The 20,239-nt window shown below is 57.0% G+C and carries 14 protein-coding genes; 2 read left to right on the top strand and 12 right to left on the bottom strand.

The genetic code is table 11. The features are described 5' to 3' along the window. Positions 1-282: 282 nt before the first annotated feature. Positions 283-2,457: a TonB-dependent siderophore receptor gene (locus HFD95_RS08135; protein WP_163763507.1), complete on the bottom strand. Its 2,175-nt coding sequence runs from the start codon at positions 2,455-2,457 to the stop codon at positions 283-285. 306 nt (positions 2,458-2,763) lie between these two features. On the opposite strand from HFD95_RS08135, the gene HFD95_RS08130 reads away from it, so the two are divergent. Further along, positions 2,764-3,870, top strand: coding sequence for a site-specific integrase (locus HFD95_RS08130; RefSeq protein ID WP_163763423.1), 1,107 nt, complete (start codon positions 2,764-2,766; stop codon positions 3,868-3,870). An 18-nt stretch (positions 3,871-3,888) separates the two neighbouring features. Here the strand turns inward: HFD95_RS08130 and pagP are convergent, their stop codons facing one another. Further along, a complete protein-coding gene (gene pagP / locus HFD95_RS08125; protein ID WP_033768928.1) occupies positions 3,889-4,458 on the bottom strand; it encodes a lipid IV(A) palmitoyltransferase PagP in 570 nt (189 codons plus the stop codon). Between the two features lie 444 nt (positions 4,459-4,902). Between pagP and fhuE the strand changes: the two genes are divergently transcribed. Further along, entirely contained in the window at positions 4,903-7,125 is a 2,223-nt protein-coding gene (gene fhuE / locus HFD95_RS08120) for a ferric-rhodotorulic acid/ferric-coprogen receptor FhuE (RefSeq protein WP_163763421.1), read from the top strand. Positions 7,126-7,195: 70 nt separating this feature from the next. Here the strand turns inward: fhuE and HFD95_RS08115 are convergent, their stop codons facing one another. The 10 genes from HFD95_RS08115 to HFD95_RS08070 form a co-directional block, all read right to left on the bottom strand. Further along, entirely contained in the window at positions 7,196-8,041 is an 846-nt protein-coding gene (locus HFD95_RS08115) for a VOC family protein (protein ID WP_167430085.1), read from the bottom strand. A 20-nt stretch (positions 8,042-8,061) separates the two neighbouring features. Then, positions 8,062-9,201 carry an amidohydrolase gene (locus HFD95_RS08110; protein WP_022624362.1) on the bottom strand — a complete coding sequence of 380 codons (1,140 nt, stop codon included), beginning with the start codon at positions 9,199-9,201 and terminating at the stop codon, positions 8,062-8,064. 2 nt (positions 9,202-9,203) lie between these two features. After that, positions 9,204-10,304, bottom strand: a complete 1,101-nt coding sequence (locus tag HFD95_RS08105) for an alkylhydroperoxidase domain protein (protein WP_167430084.1) — start codon at positions 10,302-10,304, stop codon at positions 9,204-9,206. Then, on the bottom strand, positions 10,301-11,308 hold the full coding sequence (locus HFD95_RS08100) for a putative FMN-dependent luciferase-like monooxygenase (protein ID WP_167430083.1): 1,008 nt from the start codon (positions 11,306-11,308) through the stop codon (positions 10,301-10,303). Before HFD95_RS08100 ends, HFD95_RS08105 begins: the two co-directional genes overlap by 4 nt. Further along, positions 11,305-12,924, bottom strand: a complete 1,620-nt coding sequence (locus tag HFD95_RS08095) for an ABC transporter ATP-binding protein (RefSeq protein WP_167430082.1) — start codon at positions 12,922-12,924, stop codon at positions 11,305-11,307. Before HFD95_RS08095 ends, HFD95_RS08100 begins: the two co-directional genes overlap by 4 nt. Beyond that, positions 12,921-13,772 (bottom strand): ABC transporter permease, encoded by an 852-nt coding sequence (locus HFD95_RS08090; protein WP_167430081.1) that lies wholly within the window; start codon positions 13,770-13,772, stop codon positions 12,921-12,923. The genes HFD95_RS08095 and HFD95_RS08090 overlap by 4 nt, the downstream gene beginning before the upstream one ends. Then, positions 13,769-14,710 (bottom strand): ABC transporter permease, encoded by a 942-nt coding sequence (locus HFD95_RS08085; RefSeq protein ID WP_167430080.1) that lies wholly within the window; start codon positions 14,708-14,710, stop codon positions 13,769-13,771. Before HFD95_RS08085 ends, HFD95_RS08090 begins: the two co-directional genes overlap by 4 nt. Before the next feature lie 12 nt (positions 14,711-14,722). Beyond that, complete coding sequence (locus HFD95_RS08080; RefSeq protein WP_167430079.1) at positions 14,723-16,357, bottom strand: TIGR04028 family ABC transporter substrate-binding protein; 1,635 nt, start codon at positions 16,355-16,357, stop codon at positions 14,723-14,725. A 223-nt stretch (positions 16,358-16,580) separates the two neighbouring features. Beyond that, positions 16,581-17,807: an MFS transporter gene (locus HFD95_RS08075; RefSeq protein WP_124890597.1), complete on the bottom strand. Its 1,227-nt coding sequence runs from the start codon at positions 17,805-17,807 to the stop codon at positions 16,581-16,583. Positions 17,808-17,884: 77 nt separating this feature from the next. Then, a complete protein-coding gene (locus HFD95_RS08070) occupies positions 17,885-20,239 on the bottom strand; it encodes a GNAT family N-acetyltransferase (protein ID WP_167430078.1) in 2,355 nt (784 codons plus the stop codon).

Here is a 20,239-nt window from a genome sequence, read left to right as displayed (position 1 = left end):
TGATAGTTAGTTATAGTTGCAGGTTGAACCCGACAGAGCATAGCCGCACTCTGGGGTGTTTCGCTGGCCGGGATACAGGAAACACGACATTAGTTACCTGTCGTTACGCTTTCCAGAGGGAATGTAAGTATTTAATGCCATACCCGTGAGCCAGATACTTTCCGGCTCGTTAAGCGGCAGCCAGAGATTAGCACTGAGAAGATAAATCGGGGGGAGTGTAAACAGGAGGTTTTTTGACGAAGACGAAAAAACAGCGCTTCCATCGGGAAGCGCTGCTGCAGATCAGAAGGACATTGTCAGCCCGGCATAATATGCGCGTCCCGGTTCGTTATAGGTTGATGCACCATCAGCTTCGCGATATAGCTGTTTATCCAGCAGGTTATTAATACCCGCATTGGCACGCAGATTTTTGGTGATATCATAATTAAAATTGACCCCAAATACTGAATAAGCGCCGACTTCGCGATTCGACATTGAATTGCTTTCTGTGCGGGATTCCGCATACCGGCGTGGTTTCTGGCGGCCATACATCGTCCAGTTCAGATTAGTGGAAAAATCCTGCGTCACCTGCCAGTCCAGCATCGTATTGATCGTGTATTCAGGAATGATCGACAGCGGATTACCGGTCTTTTTATCCTTCGACTCGATCATGTAAGTCGCGTTAGTCCGCCACTCCAGCTCGTCACTGACCAGCGGGATAGTGAAATTGCCTTCCAGACCTTCCACTACCGCTTTGCCGCCGTTACTCCATTGTAGGATATTGTTACCATTAGAGGCGTAACCCAATACTTCCGTCCCTGAGACGATTTTGTTTTTATAGTCATTGCGGAACCAGGTGATACCCGCAATATAGCCATCCTGACTGAACTCGATACCCAGCTCTTTATTTACGCTGACTTCAGGATCGAGATTTTCATTACCCAGCAAATAACAACTGCCACGGGTAACGTTGATCGGACAGCCATTTCCCCGCGTCGCCAGTAAATAGCCTTCGCTGGACTGATAAAGGTTAGGGGCTTTAAACGCACGGGCGATACCCGCTTTCAGGGTAAAACTTTCTCCCAGAGCCTGAGAAATATTGAGCGACGGACTCCAGTTCGCACCAAAGGTGTCGTGATAATCAAAACGCAGACCGGGGATCACTTCAGTGCTATCGGTCGCAGCAATATTATCTTCAAAATAGAGTGAGCTCAGCGTTGCGCTGTTTTTACTGTTGCGGCTGCCCGCATCACCACTGACACCGTCGATGGATACGCCAGGCGCACTGGTGCCGTTCATTGAATTAGGATCGTTCAGCTCATCTCGGTTCCACTCGGCTCCCAGCGTAACGGTCTGTTCACGCAGCAGTTCCAGCGGGAAGCTGACTTCGCCTCCTGCCCGGTAACTTTCAAAGCGACTGGTTGAGAACGTGTTGCTGTTGATCCGGCCTTCACCCGCACCCGCCGTGCCTTCATTCAGGCGGGTGTTATTGGTTTTTTCATAGTTAAAGGTGAGCTTAGATTGTCCCCAGTCCCAGATGCCATTATGCGCAAGGCCCCAGGTCTGACGATACAGACGGTTGGTTTCTGAACCATCGAGAGATTCGATCAAGGCATTACCGGCACCGTTGCTGTACTGGGTATCCCCGGTGTAAATGTTGCCCTGACGGCTGTATCCGTAGCTGAAATCCAGCACCTGTAATGGCGTGATCTTCCACGACAGCACGCTATTGATGTCTTTGTTGCGGACGCCTTCACGACCGGCGGCGCCGGAGCCATTGTGCGACTGGTTAATGTCGAAAGCATCGCTGTCGGTTTTGTTGATGTTGCCATAGAGCCGCATGGTCAGGGCATCGCCCGCCAGCGGACCACTCAGGTTAAAGTTAGCGCGGCGGGTTGCGCCTTCTTTATCATCTTCCGGCTGGTTAGTGTAGAGCGACAGCGATCCGCTCCAGTCATTGGTCGGGCGTTTGGTAATGATATTAACTACGCCACCGGCCGCGCCGGAACCGTAACGCGCTGCCGCCGGTCCACGAATCACTTCAATCCGTTCAACCATCTCTGGTGGTACCCAGTTTGAGTCACCGCGGGAATCGCGCTCGCCGCGCCAGCTATAACGCACCGAATTGCGCGAGGTGGTCGGCACACCATCGATCAGAATCAGCGTATTTTCCGGCCCCATGCCGCGAATATCGATCTGACGATTGTTGCCGCGTACGCCGTTGGCGCTGTTGCCGGTAAGGTTAACGCCTGGCATTTTACGGATAATGTCGGAAAGGTCGTTGACCGGCGGGTTTTTCTCAATGTCCTGCGAGGTGATCACCGAAACGCCAGGCTGCTGTTTCAGCTCCTGTTCAGCGGTGACCAGCATCGTCTCATCATCAGCCAGCTTTTCTGTCTCTTCCTGATTAGCGCCGTTAGCAGAGGTACTCAATAAACCGGCCAGCAGTAGCGCAACAGGGCGCTTATGGACACGCATGGTTACATTCACTTAGAAAATCTCCCTGAAGTATTAAGGCATGTAATCAAATGCGTATGATAATGATAATAGTTATCATTGTATATCGCGGTAAGCCACCTTTACATTCCATAACAATGGGCTATTTATTCGCCATAACCGTGACCAGAAGGGAGAAGTGACGTTAGTTTTACTTGTTGGTCATCACCCGAAAACTTCCTCAGATTTCATCAGAACGCGTCTTTGTGACTCCAGACTTATTAGGTCTGGAGTCATAGATAAACAATGGATAGAATGGCCCGCTCTTCATGTCTAACAGGTATAAATGTGACCCCAGATCTGACACAGATCCCTGCGCGTTCAGCCCACGTAGGCCGCCATGTATTGCTCTGGCTGGAGCAGGTTAAAAAGGCTTCACTTAGCGAGCTGGATAATTTCGGCGATGAAGGCACGGTGGAGCAGGTGATGAAGGTCTGGGTAAAACTCTCGCTGCTGATCAGCCGGCGTCGTCCTGAGATCGCCATCTCCTCATTGCTGAAACATGTCCTGCCGAACATCGGTTCGCAGCCACTCAAAACGCTGAACCGCTTACGCCTTAACCGGCTCTATAACATTCTGATCGCCGACGGTAAAAAAGAGGAGGCGCGGCGGGTGTTCGCGCTGACCAAACAATTTCTTGCCTGGGCCGAGATGCAGGGCTATCTCGATCATTCACCCATCGCTTCAATGAAAAAGCGTGATGTCGCGGGTCGCGCTACGCCGCCGCGCAGTCGGCAACTTACCGATGCAGAAATCTGGGTGTTCTGGCACGGGCTGGATAACTGGGCACTCTCGGAACAGGCGCGCTGGGCGCTGCGTTTATGCCTGGTCAGCGCCCGGCGGCCGGATGAAATTGTGCAGGCGCAGAAAGCGGAGTTCGATCTGCAATTAGGATTGTGGATGCAGGGTACGCGCAATAAATCGCAGCGGGAGCATGTGCTGCCCATTTCACCGCTGATGCGTCAATGCATCGAAGCATTGCTGCGCGCCGCCGAACCAGCCTCACCCTGGCTGGTGCCCGCGCCACGCGATCCGCAACAGCCGCTGTCAAAAGGCGCGCTGAATCAGGCACTTCGCCGGATAATCCGCGCTCCCCGTGGGCTGGGCCTGGAGGCGTTTACCCCGCGCGATCTGCGCAGGACTGCGCGTTCAAAACTCTCAGCGCTCGACACGCCCAATGACGTCGCCCGAAAAATCATGAACCATGCGCTGGAAGGCATCGATCGGGTCTATGACACCCATGACTATCTGAGCCAGATGCGCAGCGCCATGACTATCTTTTCGGACGCGGTAGAGCAGATTATTGAATGCGAAAGCTACCATCTGCTGCGTCATCGCTATGATGGCGAAACCCTCACGCTGGACGATCTCTCGCTCATGGCGATGTCACGCTAACGCTTATATCGGCAACTGTCAGAAGTGGTAGCGCAGCCAGGCAAAATAGACGTTACCGTTGTTATGGGTGCCGGGAATATAGGTCATCTGGAAATCGAGATCGCCATAGCCGACAGAGGCCAGCGGCAATAGCGCTGGCACCGGAATATAATCCCAGTTGTGCCGTGCGGTAAAGCCCGCCGTGTAACCCGCGCCCCAGTGAAAATTCTGGTCGGCCAGCGGACGCCAGGTTGCCACCCAGCCATAGCCACCAAAGGGTTCCCATTTATTAAAGGAGTCCTTAAACGCCATTAAGTAGATGCCGTTCCAGTTCCCTTTTTCATCGTAGCGGGAGATACCTCCGCCCGCGCCCCAGGGTCTTTCATTATATTTATTGATATGTTCACGATCGTAAGTGGCCCGATTGTGCCAGGTAATCGCGGGCAGATAAAAGTCGTAACCTTCTGGCTGCTGCCAGGTTGTGGCGACTTTATCACTGAAATTATCCCAGCCCGCACTCACGGTCTCCACAAGTGTGGCGGAGTGGGCTGAAAAAACACTGAAAACGGTGGTCGTTATCAGCGCTTTAAGCATTGAAATTTTGCGCACGTACGAATTCCTGCAATATCTGGTGTTAAATAAGGTGATAAAAGATTTAAGACGGATATTGTGGCATCAGGAGTGACAACTACAGTTCAATGAACGGCCATTACAGGATTTTATCTTTAACAAATAATGATGCAGCAGCCCTGTTGCTCTGACAAGTCAGCAGGCGTGCTCACCCTATAAACGCCTCCCTGTCTTTATCATCTTCCAGCCGTCTTTCACACGCAGACAATTCCCTGAAAAAATTCGTATTGTTTGCTAACAAAATCTTGCAATGATAATCGCAATGCGTATATTTCTCATTTGTTTTAGAAGTTCATCACACCCGCGCGCAGGCGCTCAGGGAAAGGTTTCTGGTTCCTCAAACCATAAGCAGGGCAGCGATGTCCGCAGGAAGCATGGTCGTGACAGTGGCAGCATAAAAACATAAAGATAATTGAGGAATTAATGAACGCTTTCGATCTTCAACACTCCAGGGCAACGGACACTTCTGCTCTGCAACGTCCATTCCGCTTCTCCTTGCTGGCTATCATCGTCGCCTCGTCGCTGGCGCATAACGCTGCTCATGCCGCAGAGACCGGCGCACCCGCTGCCAGCGATAACCAGACTATGACGGTCAGCGCGTCAGCCGATGATGCCGTAGCCGCTTCGCCCGCCACTGATTACAGCGTACCGGTTACCCGTGCGGGCACTAAAATGCTGGGCACCGTACGTGATGTCCCGCAGTCAGTCAGCATCGTCAGTAAGCAGCGTATGGCCGATCAGCAACTCCAGTCACTGAATGATGTGCTCGCAAATACCACCGGTATTCGCGGTATCAGTGGTGATATGGATCGCACCAACTACTATGCGCGCGGCTTTATGATCGACAACTACATGGTCGATGGTATCCCTACTGCCTTTGCCGCTCGCTGGAACCTGGGTGATGCGCAGACCGATATGGCGCTCTATGAGCGCGTTGAAGTGGTGCGCGGAGCGACCGGTCTGTTAACCGGACCGGGCAATCCATCAGCTGCCATCAATATGGTGCGCAAACACGCCGACAGCAAAGAGTTCGGCGGCACCGTCTCCGCCAGTTACGGCAGCTGGAATAAGCAGCGTTATGTGGCCGATCTCTCGGCTCCGCTCAGTGACTCCGGCAATGTTCGTGGCCGGCTGATCGCGGGATGGCAGGATAACAACAGCTTCATAGAGCGCTATGGCGCCAAAAAACAGTTCATCTATGGCGTGGTTGACGCTGACCTGACCGACTCGGCCACGCTTTCGATCGGCTATGAATTCAGCCAGGTCAATACGGACTCCACCATGTGGGGTGGCGCGCCGCGCTGGTACACAGACGGCACGCAGATACATACCCGACGCGGCTACAACACCGCACCTGACTGGGCCTACAACGATAAAGAGAACCGTAAAGTCTTTGTGAACCTGAAACAGGACTTCGATAACGGCTGGAACATCACGCTGAACGGCGCGCACAACGAGATGCGCCTGGACAGTAAGCAGATCTATCTTGATGGCTATTTCGATCGTAACACCGGGGCGGGCGTCTCTTCCTATGCCAACTATCCGGTGGTAGGCGGGACCGGTTACAACACCGGTAAACGCAAAGTGGATGCCGTTGATGCCTTCGCCAGCGGTCCTTATGAACTGCTGGGTCGTCAGCATGAGCTGATGGTGGGCGTCAATTACACTCGCCAGGATAACAAGTACTTCAGTACCTTTGAGAATATCTCATCGGAGTCGCTGGGCAACTACAACGAGTTTAATGGTCAGTATCCGGAATCGGCCTGGACGCCGCGTCTGCCTGCCAGCGATACCCAGCTGGTTCGCCAGAAATCGACTTATATGGCGACCCGTCTGTCGCTCGCCGATCCGCTGCACCTGATTATCGGTGCCCGTTACACCAACTGGAACCGTGAAACGCCTGGTGGTGAAATGGAAGAAAATAACACCACCCCTTACGGCGGATTGATTTATGACTTCGCTGAAAACTGGTCGGCTTACGCCAGCTATACCTCGGTATTCCAGCCTCAGGACTATCGCGATGCCAGCGGCGCTTTCCTGTCGCCCGTTATCGGCAAAAACTACGAGGCAGGCCTGAAATCTGACTGGATGGATAGTCGCTTCACCACCTCGATTTCGGTGTTCCGCACCGAGCTGAATAATGTCGGTGAAGCAACCACTCAGACGGTTCAGGGGTCAGGTGATGTCGCGTACATTGGCCGTAAAGGCGTGGTGAGTCGTGGCGTGGAGTTTGAAGTCAACGGCGCATTAACCGACAACTGGCAGATGACTCTGGGCGGCACGCGCTACATTGCGGAAAACCGCGATGGCAGCACCTTTAACCCGCAACTGCCGCAGACCAGCTTTAACCTGTTCAGCAGCTATCGCCTGCCGACGCTGCAGCAGCTGACGCTGGGTGGCGGCGTGAACTGGCAGACACATATCTGGAATGATGTCGGTGGCCCGGAAGGCAATGGCACCTGGCGTGCCCGTCAGGGCAGCTATGCGCTGGTTGATCTCTTCGCCCGTTATCAGGTGAACAAAAATCTGTCGCTGCAGGGCAACCTCAATAACCTCTTCGACAAAGAGTATGACACTAACGTGGCCAGCTCCGTAGTCTACGGCGAACCGCGTAATTTCTCAGTGACCGCCAGCTACACTTTCTGATTTGTGTCGTTGTAAAGCCAGTGAAAAACGCCTCAGTTGAGGCGTTTTTCATCACCTCCTGAATCTGCACTCAGGTAAAACGCAGTGCCAGGTTAAAACCTTCTGCCGACTCCACCACAATCGCCTCGGGCTGCTCCTGAAAAGCAATTTCACCCTTCACCAGCGCGCGTTTCACCAAGGCGAGATCCTCCGTCTCAAAACCCAGCGCGACCATGCGGGCGCTGCCATCATAGTCTTCCGGCAGCTGGCCAAATCGCTGCTGCGCATAGTCTGCCGAAGCAAAGCGTACCGTGGCGGCACCCGCGCGCAGGACAAAAGCGCCTTCGGGACAGGCGAGCACCTTAGCGGCCCCAAACAGGCGGCTATAGACCAGGGCTGAAAGCGCCGGATCCTGCGCGACAATCACAAACTCACTGATATTACGCACGCCATTGGGGTGACGCTGCCATGCGGGCTGCCATACCGCTTCGGGCATCAGTTGCTGGCAAAAAAAGCTGCGGCCATTGGGTACCAGCGAAGGGCGAATCCGTACGGTCCTAAAGTGCGCTTCACTCACCGAACCGTCGGGCAGGGTAACCGGACGATGAAAAGCCGCTGGCGGATCGCCATCCAGATCCTGCCGTTGCAGATGCTGAAACTCACTCTCTGCATCGCTGCTTTTCCACACCAGACCGCTCAATCCCAGCGGCGATTGCCAGAGATCGGCGCGCTGGCTCCCTTTGCCCGTCTCATAGCCCAGCAGTTCCAGGTAGTTCTCACCAAAAATAGCCAGGTGATTACTCGATCCCAGCGAGTGATGACCCCGTTCAGTGAGCTGAAAGCCGAGCCTTCGGAAGCGCGCGCTGGCGCTGTCGAGCTGGTCGGCCACGTTAATCACAGCATGATCAAGAATCGGTTGTGGAACCTGAACTGACATAGCAGCACTCCTTTTTTTCGTCATTGCGCCGCCACAATCTGCAACGCGCGCGGCACCAGCTGCGTGAAGTAGTCCACCGCCGGGCCAATCAACGCTTCATCAGGATCGAAGGCGGCGTGATGCAGACCAAATTCGCTGGCACTGCCGATGCTGACAAATGCCCCCGGCACCTGCTGCAGATAGAAGGCAAAATCTTCTCCGCCCATCTGCGGCGACTCAGCGTGCTCCGCGAGATAGCCACTCTGTTGGGCAACGTCCAGCGCAACATCCACCCAGCCTGGCGTGTTAATCAGGGCCGGCGGTCCTTCAGTCCACTCCAGTTCGGCGGTCGCACCAAACCCGGCGGCAATACCCTGAATCAGGGATCGCATGCGGTGCGGGATCTGCGCCCGGATTTCGCCGTTGTGGGTGCGCACGGTGCCCTCCAGCTCAACGCTTTGTGGCAGCACGTTCCAGGTATTACCGGCGGTAAAGCGCGTCACGCTCAGCACCACCGTTTCCAGCGAGCTGAACACCCGGCTCGGCAGGGTCTGCAGAGCCGTTACGATATGGCTGGCAATCACAATCGAATCGATGCCCTCCTGCGGTCGTGCGGCATGGGCGCCTTTGCCCTCAATGCGGATAACAAAGCGGTCTACGTTGGCATAAAACGCACCCGCCCGACTACGCAGCGTGCCCAGCGGCAGGTCGGGCGCGTTGTGCAGGCCGAATATCGCCTGAACGCCTTCCAGCGCACCGGCATCAATCAGCTGACGTGCGCCATTAAAGGTCTCTTCAGCGGGCTGAAACAGAATCCGTACCCGGCCTTGCAGCGTGTCTTCCTGCTGTTTCAGCTGCAACGCCACGCCGAGCATCACGGCGCTGTGAACGTCGTGACCACAGGCGTGCATCACGCCCGGCTGCTGTGATCGCCATGGGCGCTCGGTGGTTTCTTCAATCGGTAATGCATCGATATCCGCGCGCAGGGCGATCAGGGGTTCGCCATGACCGATTTCAGCCACGACGCCGGTTTTCAGCCCCAGCGGCAACAGCCGGATTCCGGCCTGCTCCAGCCAGCGGGTAATACGTTCCGTAGTGGCAAATTCATGATTCGAAAGTTCCGGATGCTGATGCAGTTCGCGACGCCACTGCACCAGTTGGTCGGTTAAAGGCAAAGTCATGATTATCCCTGTTGTTCCGGCAGAAAAGGTTCGCCCAGCGTCAGCATCAGGCGATTAGCCCAGGCAAAAAAGGCGGTTGATTGAATCAGGTCGAGCAGGGCGAGCGTATCCAGACCCTGTTCACGCAGTGCAGAGAGCTGCGACTGTGTCGGCTGGGCAGGGGTCAGCGACAGCGCTGCTGAGAATGCGATGATCGCCTGCCAGCGCGCGGTGTGTCCGTGAGATAACACCGCGCCGGGTGCAACATTCAGCAGCTTCTGTACCGCTTCATCCTGCTTTGAGAGCTGGCTGGCTTTACGCGCATGGACTGAGGCGCAGTAAATGCAGCCGTTGACCTTACTTACCACGGTGGCAGCCAGTTCGCGCTCGGCGCGTGGCAGCCCTCCTGCGGTATAAAAAATGCCTTTATCGGTCAGGGTGCGCTGCTCCAGCAACGGCAGATTGCGCGCCAGCAGGCGAAAATAGTCGGAGTCGGTGTGACCGAATTTTGCCAGTGTCGCCTGCTCTTCCTCGCTGAATTCCGACAGCGGTTTTGCCGGCAGCCAGGGCTCCCAGCCGAGTTCCTGTTGCGTAAACGCGGTCAGGGCAGTTTTGCCGCTGGCGGTATGTAAGGCCTCGTGCCAGTGACCGGCGACTACCGGGGCAACCTCACCCGATGCCTCATCGCCCTGTAAGCTGCGCAGACCCGCCAGCAACCGGCTCTGAAAACTGACAAACGCCACCAGCTGTGCCAGTGTGACAATGCCGCGCAGGCTCCAGCCCGCCTGTTTCAAAGCCTCCAGATGCGCGGGAGCAGCAGTAACCGGCTCAAAGGTCAGGCGATGGGCAAAAGCCTGTGCCGCGTTGATCCGAACACTCCCGGCCAGACTCTCCTGTGGCTGGTAGTGCGCCTGCAGGCCGGGTTGTGCATGCCAGCCTGCAACCTGAGCGGCCAGCAGACGGCGCTCCGCCAGCGGAAAATCTTCATCACCCTGGCTAAACAACAGGGTGTAGCTACCCTGAGCATGTTTTGTGGCGGCGTGACGTGTCTGGCGCGCATGGGCCAGTTCGGAATCGGGATCGATATCTGCCAGTGTGGCAATCAAATCGTCAGGTTGATTCATGAAATTCTCCTGTGAGGTTCGCCAGCGGCACGAAGCGTGGGCGCAAGATGTTGGGCAATCAGTTCAATCGAGCGCAGCGTGTCGGCATGCGAAGGCTCAACCGAATGCACCTGAAATGAGATGTCGGTGACGCGCGCCAGTGCGCTGTCCTGCGCCAGCGAGTGCTGCACCTGATCGATGCCGCCAACATGGGCATCAAACTGCGCCAGCAGGTCATCAAAGCGTTCACCGCGTAATTCGCCACGATACTGCGCAGCCTGCTGACGAATTCCCGGTTCAGCTACCTGACGGGCATAGCGGTCAGAATCGGCCACGAATGCGGTACGGGAGGCGAGGATGCGCGGAGGGGTTCCCGCAGGAAGTGCCGCAAGATAGGCATCGATCAGCGGATTCTGCAATGCATCCAGCGGCAGCTCAGGCTGGCCCGCCGGACGCGGCTGGGTGCGGGACAGCATCAGGCCATGGCCGCCCTGAGCGGCACGGATCGCGCCCTCAACCGAGAAGGTGGCGATCCACACCCGTCCGGCAAGCTGCGGCGCGGCGGGATAGAGATGATTATCAGGATGCCCCAGTGAATCCCCGCGCCAGGCACTGAGCAGCGTATGCAGATGGTCGGCAAAAGCGGCACCGCGCTCGGCAAAGGTCAGACCAAACGGCAAAAACGAATCCGGCGTGCCACCGGAGCCCAGCCCGATCTCCAGCCGCCCATCTGCCAGCAGATCCAGTACTGCGGCATCTTCAGCCACCCGCAGCGCATTTTCCATTGGCAGGGTGATGATGGCGGTGCCGAGCCGGATGGTGCGGGTCTGCGCGGCGACATGCGCCAGGAAGAGCAGCGGCGACGGCAGACCACCCTCATCCTGATGAAAATGGTGCTGAGCAATCCACGCATTATCAAATCCGCAGCGTTCGGCATGCTGAATCTGTTCGGTGGCCAGCTGATAGCGCTGTTTCGCCGGCACCTTATCCAGCAGTCGGGTAAAAAATCCGAGACGTCGGCTCATGCTGACTCCTTGTGGGTTAAGGGAATAAGCGGAGGAATGGCAGCCATTAATTCCCGGGTATAAGGATGCTGTGGCGCACTGAAAATAGTGACAACGTCACCTTGCTCTGCGACTTCGCCCGCTTTTAACACCGTGACGCTGTCGGCAATCTGCCGCACCGTCGCCAGGTCGTGCGTGATAAACAGATAGGTCAGACCCAGTTCGGCCTGGAGCTGCTGCAACAGGTCGAGGATTTGCGCCTGCACCGTGACATCCAGCGCCGAGGTCGCCTCATCCAGTACCAGAATCTCCGGCTTGCAGATCAGTGCCCGCGCAAGCGCCACACGCTGCCGCTGTCCGCCGGAAAGTTCGTGAGGATGACGTGACAGAAGAGAGAGCGGCAGCGCCACCCGCGTGGTCATCCCTTCTACGCGCTCACGGCGCTGACTGCGGCTCAGTCGCTCAAAATTACGCAGTGGCTCTTCAATAATTGCATATAGCGTCTGACGCGGATCGAGCGAGGCAAATGGGTTCTGATAGACAAACTGGATCTTCCGCCGCAGCTGACGCAGCGCCTCGCCGCGTAATCCGTTGACCACGATGCCATCCAGCGTAACCTCGCCGCTGTCGGCGGTTTCAAAACCCATAACGATGCGCGCCAGCGTGGTTTTGCCTGAGCCGGATTCGCCTACCAGTGCATGCGTAGTGCCGCGCGCCACCTGAAAGCTGACCTGGTTCAGCGCCTGCAAACGCTGCTGTTTGCCCAGCGAAAAGCTTTTCATCACGCCGGTTGCCCGGATTGCGGGGGCAGAAAAACGGGCGGTTGCAGATTTAACTCTGGCGGATCGCTGTGGTGCCGCATCATTCAGTAACTGACGGGTATAAGGATGAGCAGGCGCGCTGATAACCTGTTCAGTGCGGCCCGATTCCTGAATCTCGCCGTGACGAAACACGATAATACGATCTGCGCGTTGCGCCGCCAGCGCCAGGTCGTGGGTGACAAACAGCACGGCGGTGCGGGATTCCTGCCGCAGGTTGTCCAGCAGATCGAGAATGCGCTTTTGCACCGTGACATCCAGCGCGCTGGTCGGCTCATCCGCAATAATGATCTCCGGCTGCAGGGCGAGAGCAATGGCGATCAATACCCGCTGCTTCATGCCGCCCGACAGCTGATGCGGATACTGCTTAACCCGCTGTTCCGGATGGCTAAGGCCGACGCGAGTCAGCAGGTCAACCACCCGCTGCTGGCGCTGCGCTGACGGTAATTTCAGGTGCAGTCGCAGGATCTCTTCCACCTGTTCGCCGACCGTTTTCACCGGGTTCAGTGAATTACCGGGATCCTGCGGCACCAGACTGATGCGCGCCCCGCGCAGGGTATCGAAGCGCTTTTGCGACCACTGACTGATATCCACGCCGTTGAGCAGGATTTCGCCCCCTTCTCGGCGGCCATTTTCCGCCATCAGACCCATTATCGCCTGTGCGGTGGTGGTTTTACCGGAGCCGGACTCCCCGACCAGCGCCACCATCTCACCGGGCTGCAGCTCGAAGCTGACGCAATGTACCATCGGCTGCCAACGGTTGCCGCTGCGATAGCTTAGCGTCAGATTGTTGACCGCGAGTAACGGCTGAGCGCTCATTGGCGTCCTCCTGAAAGTTGCTGGCTGATGCGGTTGGCTGCGAGCACCACAGCGACCACCACCACACCAGGAAAAGTGGTCAGCCACCAGGCGGTAGCCAGATAATTACGCCCTTCAGCGATTAACAGACCCCATTCCGGCACCGGCGGTGGGGTGCCGTAGCCGAGGAAGCTCAAAGTCGACAGCGCCAGAATCGCCTGACCAAATTGCAGGGCGGCATAGGCGATCACCGGCGTCAGCGCATTGGGCAGAATGTGACGCCACAGCACGCTGAAAAAGCGGCCGCCACTGCCGTAAGCCGCTTCGACATACTCGCTGTGACGGATGCGCACCACTTCGGCGCGTGCCAGTCGGGCGAAGCTGGCGATGGAGGCGATGCCCACTGCTAATGCGGCATTCAGGGTGCCGAAGCCGAGTAAAATCAGCACGCTCAGAGAGAGCAGCAGCGCCGGAATCGCCAGCAGGACATCCACTGCGCGCATCACAATTGATTCAGTTTTGCCACCGATAGACCCTGCCACCAGACCCAGCGCGGTTCCTGCCAGCAGTCCGATCGCCACCGCCATGACGGCGGCGGAGAGCGAATGGGACGCGCCGTAAACGATGCGGGCAAAAAGATCGCGGCCGAGCTGATCGGTGCCGAGCCAGTGTCCGGCCTGCGGAGCGAGTCGCTGTGCACCCGCAATTCCTTCAATCGGGCTGGCCTGGGTAAAGATGGCCGGGAACAGGGCTGCCAGTACGGCCAGCAGCATGACTGAAACGGCGAGCCACAGGCCCGGCGAAAACTGTAAAGTGCGCCTCTTTGCCGCCACGGGTTGCCGCGCAGCAGCGTAATCAACCAGACTCATGTTGCACCTCGTAACAGCTGTAAGCGCGGGTCAAACAGCGGCATCAGCAGATCCACCAGCAGGTTGATCACCACAAAACCCAGCGCGGAGATCATCACCACCGCCTGCAATACCGCCACATCCTGATTGTTCACCGCCTGTTGCGTCAGCTGACCGAGACCGCCCAGGCCAAACACCGTTTCGGTAATCAGCGCACCGGCAATCAGTTCTCCCAGCAGCAGGCCCGCCACGGTGAGCACCGGCAGCATGGCGTTGCGCAGGATGTGCCGCCACAGCACATAGTGCTCGCTGGCCCCTTTGGCGCGCGCCACCGCCACAAAAGGCCGGGTTGAAACCTCATCGATGCTGCGCAACAGTATCTGAGCCAGCGGCGCTGAGATCGGCACGGCGACCGTAATAATGGGCAGAATCAGTCCCTGCCACGGTGAGGGATTGATTACCGGGATCCAGCGCAGCTGGAATGAGAAGAGCTGAATCAGGGCTATGCCGAGCCAGAAGGTCGGCACTGAGATAAACAGCGCGGGCAGTGACTGCAGCAGATTACGCAGGCCGCGCAGGGCAGGCAGCCGCGACAGTGTCGCCAGCACGAATGCCAGCAGTGTCGCCAGCAAAAAGCCGCACAGGGCCAGTCGCAGCGTGCCAGGCAGATTGCTGGTCAGCAGTTCACTGACCGGCACGCCCGCCTGCACCGAATAGCCGAAGTCGCCGTGCAGCATCGCCGCCAGCGTGTGCAGATATTGCTGCCACAGCGGGCTGTCCGCGCAATAGGCCTGACGCATCTCAGCAATCTGCTGCGGACTCAGGCCGAGATCCGGATTCTGAAACTTGATCAGGACCGCATCGCCTGGCAGCACCTGTAGCAGCACAAACGACAGGGTAAACGCGGCCCACAGGACCAATACACCCAGGCCAGCACGTTGCAGCAGATAATGACGCATCCTCACCTCCGGTTACTGTTTTTCCAGCCAGGCGCCATAGAGTGCCGGACGGCCTACCGCTTCAAAACTGACCCCTTTCAGCCAGGGCGCACCGGCATAGACCTGCGGCTCTTCGAAGATCGGAATCACATAGGCCTGGTCCAGCAGATACCGCTGAACGTCACCGGTCAGCTGTAATCGTTTTGCCGGGTCAACTTCAGCGGAGATGGCGACCAGCAGCTGGTTCAGCTTGTCATCACGGAAGTTTTTCACTTTGTCGCTGGAGCCGCCTTTCTGCAGCAGGTTGTCGCGGTTAGCCGGGTAGAAGCTGCTTTTGATCACGTCGGGATCGGCGCGGCCGACTTCGGTGACGTTCAGCGGGGTCTTAAGGGGGTCGAGATTATCCAGCGTTTTGCTGCCGGCATCGCCCGCTTTAACGCTGAGGGCGACGCCCGCCTGACGCCACTGCTGTGCCACCAGTTGCAGCACCTCTTTGTTTTGCGGCTGCGGCAGTGATTCATAGACGGTTAGCGCCAGTCGCTGGCCTGCTTTTTCACGGATGCCATCGGCACCCGGTTGCCAGCCCGCCTGGTCCAGCAATGCCTTCGCTTTTGTCAGATCAAAAGTGAGTTTGTCCGCCAGATTGACGTAGCCGGCGGCGGTGGTGGCCACGACCGAGGTTGCCTGCGGATAGTTCGGCGAGAAGAGCGTCTCAACCACCTGTTTGGCATTGGTGGCGTGCAGCAGCGCCTGACGCACCCGGATATCGCTGACCAGCGGATTATCCGGACGGAAGCTGAGGCTGTCGTTTACACCACGGGTCGGCGCGGCATAAACCGGGAAGTTCTGATCTTTAGCCTGCTTCTCGTCGTAGGCCTGCACCTGACGGATCAGGCCTGCCTGGCCCGCCAGCAGTGCACCGATGCGCACGCTGTCTTCCGGCGTCACGATCACTTTTATCGCATCCAGATTGGCCGGACCTTGCTGCTGAATGTTTTTCGGTCCCCACTGATAATCTTTACGCGCTACCAGATCCACCTCCCGACCGAGTTTCTCATCACTGACCACAAACGGGCCGGAGCCAATGATATGACGCGCATCGCCCAGCTGATCGAAACTGCGCGCCAGGGTACTCAGCGAGACCAGGCCAGCGCCAATGGTGGCGGTGCCCTGCAAAAATCCGGGTGAGGGCTTTTTAAAATAGAATTTCACCGTCAGCGGGTCGATCACTTCGCTGCGTTCATAGTTATTAATCACTTCCGATACCGGCAGGCGCAGCGCTTTATTTCCCAACCCGTAGGTATCAAAGTTTTTCGCCACCGCGTTCGCATCTAATGGTGTGCCATCGGAAAAAGTCACGCCAGGCCGTAATTTAAAGGTATATTCGGTTTTGTCGGCATTTGTGGTCCAGCTTTCCGCAATCCAGGGTTCAACCTGCAGCGTTTCGGGATTCTGCCAGGTTAATTTATCGGTAATCTGATTGAGAATGCCGCCATTAGGGTAAAAGCCGCCGGCAGGCGGATAGAGGTTGGTATGTGCCTGCTGTTCAAGATAAATCAGCGTACCGCCTTTGACCGGTGCAGCCACCGCGTTAAAGGTCAGAGTCCCGGCAAGTAAAGTAAAAACCAGCGTTTGTGCGCGTGGTTTAAGGGGAAATAACGTCTTCATGGTGAATTCCTTTGTTATCAATTGCCTCAGCAGGCGGAATCATCATCGAATGACGCAACACACAGATAAAGTAACGATTTGGTCAAAGCTTATCTGAAAAAAATAAATGCGGGATTGGGCGGGATGTAATCTCTTTATTTCAGTTGCAGGATGGCAAATAAATTTCTGCCATCCTGCCGGGTAATATTTTATCAACGGCAAACAGCGGATTAATCAGGGAACGCTATTCCGCGCACAATTTCCGCTGGTCTGCACGCAGAAAAGCGCTGACCAGAACCAGCCACAGCAGACCGCAGATCAGGTTCACCACACTGAAGCCGCCGGTGCCGTAACTAAAATAGGCGGTTTTGGCTGCTTCAATGCCCAGCGCAATAATCAGAATACTCACCATGCCGAGCATCGCTGCCACGCTGCCTTTTCCGGCGCTGCTGGAAAAAAGCGTCATGCGATAAAGTCCGGCGCTGACCAGCCCGGCGCCGAAGCCGTAGAGGCTAATTCCGGCAGTCAGCCACAGATAGCTTTGCGGATTTAGCACGGTAGCGGTTACTGCGATTGCCAGCCCGCAGACCACCGGCCAGGCACCGAGCCGTAACGGCTGTTCAATGGGCAGACGGCTGGATAAGCGTCCCAGCGTCAGGTTGCCCGCAATCATGGCGGCGAAGACCGGCAGCTGTAACAACGCATAGCCGATGCGGCTGAGTCCCGCATCGTGGATTAATATCACCGGCGACAATGCGACCCATGCGATGCAGGGCACGGTGACCAGCCCGATGGCCAGCGAGCCGCGCATCACCTGACGATCCTTCAGCAATGCCGCGTAACCGCTGATAATCGATCGCAGCGACAGCGGTTTCTGCCGGTCACCTGCAGTTTCGGGCATCGCATACCACAGACCTGCCAGCGCCAGCGCCGCAATAGCGCCAATCAGCCAGAACAGGGTGCGCCATTCACCCACAGTAAGAAAAGCCGCGCCCGCCAGCGGACCGGCCAGCGGGGCCAGCAGGGCGACGTTGGCCATCAGCGCCATCATTTTGATACTGAGCGATTCCGTAAATGCCTCCTGCACCGCCGCGTAGCCTACCGCGCCAATAAAACAGAGGCTGACGCCCTGCAGAAAACGCAGCAGGACGAACTGCTCAATGCTTTGCACCCAGTGCGTCGCCACACACGAGAGCATAAAAAAGGCCACGCCGCTAAGTAGCACCGGACGCCGCCCGATACGGTCAGAGAGGGGGCCAAGCAGCCATTGCAGCATAATGCCACCGGCCAGATAGGCGGTGAGCGAAGTAGAGACCCACTCCGGCCCGACCTTAAATTCCTGAGTCACCAGCAGCATGCCGGGCTGGATCATGTCGTGAGCGATATAGGTAGCGAACTCAAACAACACCAGCGACAGCGGGAAGATCAGATGTCGTCGGGTCAGTTGCGCGACCGGTTCGAAAGAAACCATTACGGATACCTGCGATAAAGCCATTAAAAAAGCGGCCACCAGGGTGACCGCATAATTTCAGCGTGACGGTGTAACGCTTATCGCCAGCGGGCAATCGGGTTGTTCAGCGTTCCGGCGAACTTGAGATTCTCAGCGGGATCGGCGAGGTTTATCATCTGCTGGTTATTCGCCAGCTGCAGGCGGTTCAGACAGGAGCGGGTAAACTCCGGCGCGAACATGTCATAGCGCGCGAACTTAGTGGCATGCTCCGGGTGCGCCTGCTGGTAATCCTTCACGCACTGCGCCACCGCCTGCCAGAACTCTTCCTCCGGCAGCGTTCCTGACTGATGCAGAATCGCGCTGATAAAGCGGAAGATGCAGTCAAACACATCGGTGAAGATCGAGAGCAGCTTCAGGTTCTCCGGCACATCCACCGCCAGACGCTGCACGCCTTCCGGCAGCACCGCATCCGGATTCATCACGGCGATCTCTTCGCCAATATCCTTCATGTATGCACTGACCGGCACGTTGTTCTCCAGCAGCATGATGAGGTTTTCACCGTGCGGCATAAACACCAGGTCATGCTGATAGAAGCAGTGCAGCAGCGGGCTGAGATAGCAGGTCAGGTAGCGTTCTATCCACTGCTTCGCGGGCAAACCAGAATCCGCTATCAGCGCTGGCAGCAGTGCCTGCTGATGGTGATCGACGTGCAGGAAAGAGGCCATGGTCATCAGACGCTGGCCGGACTGCAGGCTGGCCGCAGGATTATCCCGCCACAGCGCTGCGAACATCTTTTTATAGGCGGAGTCGCCTTTGATCGCCTGCTCATAGTAGCGGTTGTGATAGCCGACCGCCGCGACTTCGCGCAGGATGCGGAAATCACAGCGATTCAGCCACGCATCGCCAGCAACCAGTTGTTCCAGCCAGCCGTTTATCGCAGGCGTTGTCGCCATATAGTAGGGGGACAGTCCGCGCATAAAGCCCATGTTCAGCACCGACAGGGCGGTTTTCACGTAGCGCTTCGTGGGCTGGCTGCGGTTAAAGAAGGTGCGGATCGACTGCTGCGCCTGGTAAGCATCGTCTCCGGTGCCGAGATAAACAATATCGTGACTGGCGATGTCCGCCGCAAATACGGTCAGCAGTTTGTTCTGCCACTGCCACGGATGCACCGGCATCAGGATATACTCCTCAACCGCCAGCCCTTTATTCACCAGCTGCGCAGTAAACTGCTCCAGGGTGGTGTCGCCCAGTTCATCACGCATCAACTGCTCATAGCTCAGCTCGCTGAGGCTGGAGAAATGGGCGTTGCGGCGATGAACCGCGACCCAGATGAGGTGAACGGGCGCGGCGGCCTCGGGCGCATACGCCAGATAATCATGGGCATCGAAGCCAATACGCCCGTTGTTCGCAACAAAGCAGGGATGGCCTTCGGTCATCGCCGCTTCCACCGTCTGGAAATCGGCTGAGACCAGCGCCTGGCTGTCAGGATTATTCTTCTGCAGCTTATAAACGCTGCTGCACAGCGTGCTGCTGATCTCTTCCATGTAGGTCGCCAGCAGCGCCTGTGTAATACCGATCTCCCCGTTAAACTCCACGATAAACTTCAGCGCATCCAGCGGCAGATCACGACCGTTCTCCTGCTTGCGCAGTGAGCCGGCATCGATTTCCCAGTGATCCAGCGCCAGCCGCGACGCCCGGAAATGGTAGCTCGCTTCACCGCCTGGCACCGCAAGCTGATAGCTGCCGTCGCCCGACTCCTGTGGCGTAATGATTTTCTCATGCGCGAACTCGGCAATCGCTTTACGGATCAGCATGCGGTTTGCCTGCGCCCAGTGGTCGCCCGTCAGATGTGTACCGTTCATCAGCGAAGAGGGGGTGTTCATAGTCTGCGACTCCTGCAGTAACGCGTGTTGATAATCTTCCCGCTGGCAAAAGGCCAGCCAGGCGGTTTTATGACCCATGTCGATGGTGTGCTGATAGCGGAACCCGGCACGCTTATTCAGCACGTGAATCTTCTCATTGCGCACATCTGGCTCTACCACCACGCGGCGCACCTCGGGGCGGCTGAACATGTAGTCCATCACCAGCGTGAAGACCTGCCAGCTGAAGGCTCTGATCGGCTGGCTGGCGGGGGCAATCAGAATATGCATGCCGTAATCATCGGGTGCGGCAGGATAAAATTTGCCGACCTCATCGTCGCAGGCGCGATAGCACTCAATCAGGCAGACCGGCTGGTCGTTGCAGCAACCAATCAGCGCAGCATGGGGATCGGCTGCAGTCAGCGTCTGGTAGAACTCAGCGACCTGATTCAGGCTCTGCTGCTGCATGCCCCAGAAGCGGGCGTAATCGCGGGTGACCCAGCGATGAATCAGCGGCGCATCGCTGGCGAGCATGGGCCTCAGGGTGAACTGGCCTGCGGGGCGGGCGGCGCTGAACAGTGTTTGTGAACTCAT

It is taken from the genome of Pantoea sp. EKM10T (assembly GCF_011800685.1).
Taxonomy (GTDB): Bacteria; Pseudomonadota; Gammaproteobacteria; order Enterobacterales; family Enterobacteriaceae; genus Pantoea; species Pantoea agglomerans.
The sequence above is the reverse complement of the archived record's forward strand: the minus strand, read 5'-3'. Positions and strand labels throughout refer to the sequence as shown.

Excerpts from the sequence above, each read along its gene's own strand:
- HFD95_RS08070 (WP_167430078.1), bottom strand. The coding sequence starts at position 20,239 with ATGAGTTCACAAACACTGTTCAGCGCCGCCCGCCCCGCAGGCCAGTTC.
- HFD95_RS08135 (WP_163763507.1), bottom strand. The coding sequence starts at position 2,457 with ATGCGTGTCCATAAGCGCCCTGTTGCGCTACTGCTGGCCGGTTTATTG.
- HFD95_RS08075 (WP_124890597.1), bottom strand. The coding sequence starts at position 17,807 with ATGGTTTCTTTCGAACCGGTCGCGCAACTGACCCGACGACATCTGATC.
- HFD95_RS08110 (WP_022624362.1), bottom strand. The coding sequence starts at position 9,201 with ATGACTTTGCCTTTAACCGACCAACTGGTGCAGTGGCGTCGCGAACTG.
- HFD95_RS08095 (WP_167430082.1), bottom strand. The coding sequence starts at position 12,924 with ATGAGCGCTCAGCCGTTACTCGCGGTCAACAATCTGACGCTAAGCTAT.
- HFD95_RS08100 (WP_167430083.1), bottom strand. The coding sequence starts at position 11,308 with ATGAGCCGACGTCTCGGATTTTTTACCCGACTGCTGGATAAGGTGCCG.
- fhuE (WP_163763421.1), top strand. The coding sequence starts at position 4,903 with ATGAACGCTTTCGATCTTCAACACTCCAGGGCAACGGACACTTCTGCT.
- HFD95_RS08105 (WP_167430084.1), bottom strand. The coding sequence starts at position 10,304 with ATGAATCAACCTGACGATTTGATTGCCACACTGGCAGATATCGATCCC.
- HFD95_RS08080 (WP_167430079.1), bottom strand. The coding sequence starts at position 16,357 with ATGAAGACGTTATTTCCCCTTAAACCACGCGCACAAACGCTGGTTTTT.
- HFD95_RS08090 (WP_167430081.1), bottom strand. The coding sequence starts at position 13,772 with ATGAGTCTGGTTGATTACGCTGCTGCGCGGCAACCCGTGGCGGCAAAG.
- HFD95_RS08115 (WP_167430085.1), bottom strand. The coding sequence starts at position 8,041 with ATGTCAGTTCAGGTTCCACAACCGATTCTTGATCATGCTGTGATTAAC.
- HFD95_RS08085 (WP_167430080.1), bottom strand. The coding sequence starts at position 14,710 with ATGCGTCATTATCTGCTGCAACGTGCTGGCCTGGGTGTATTGGTCCTG.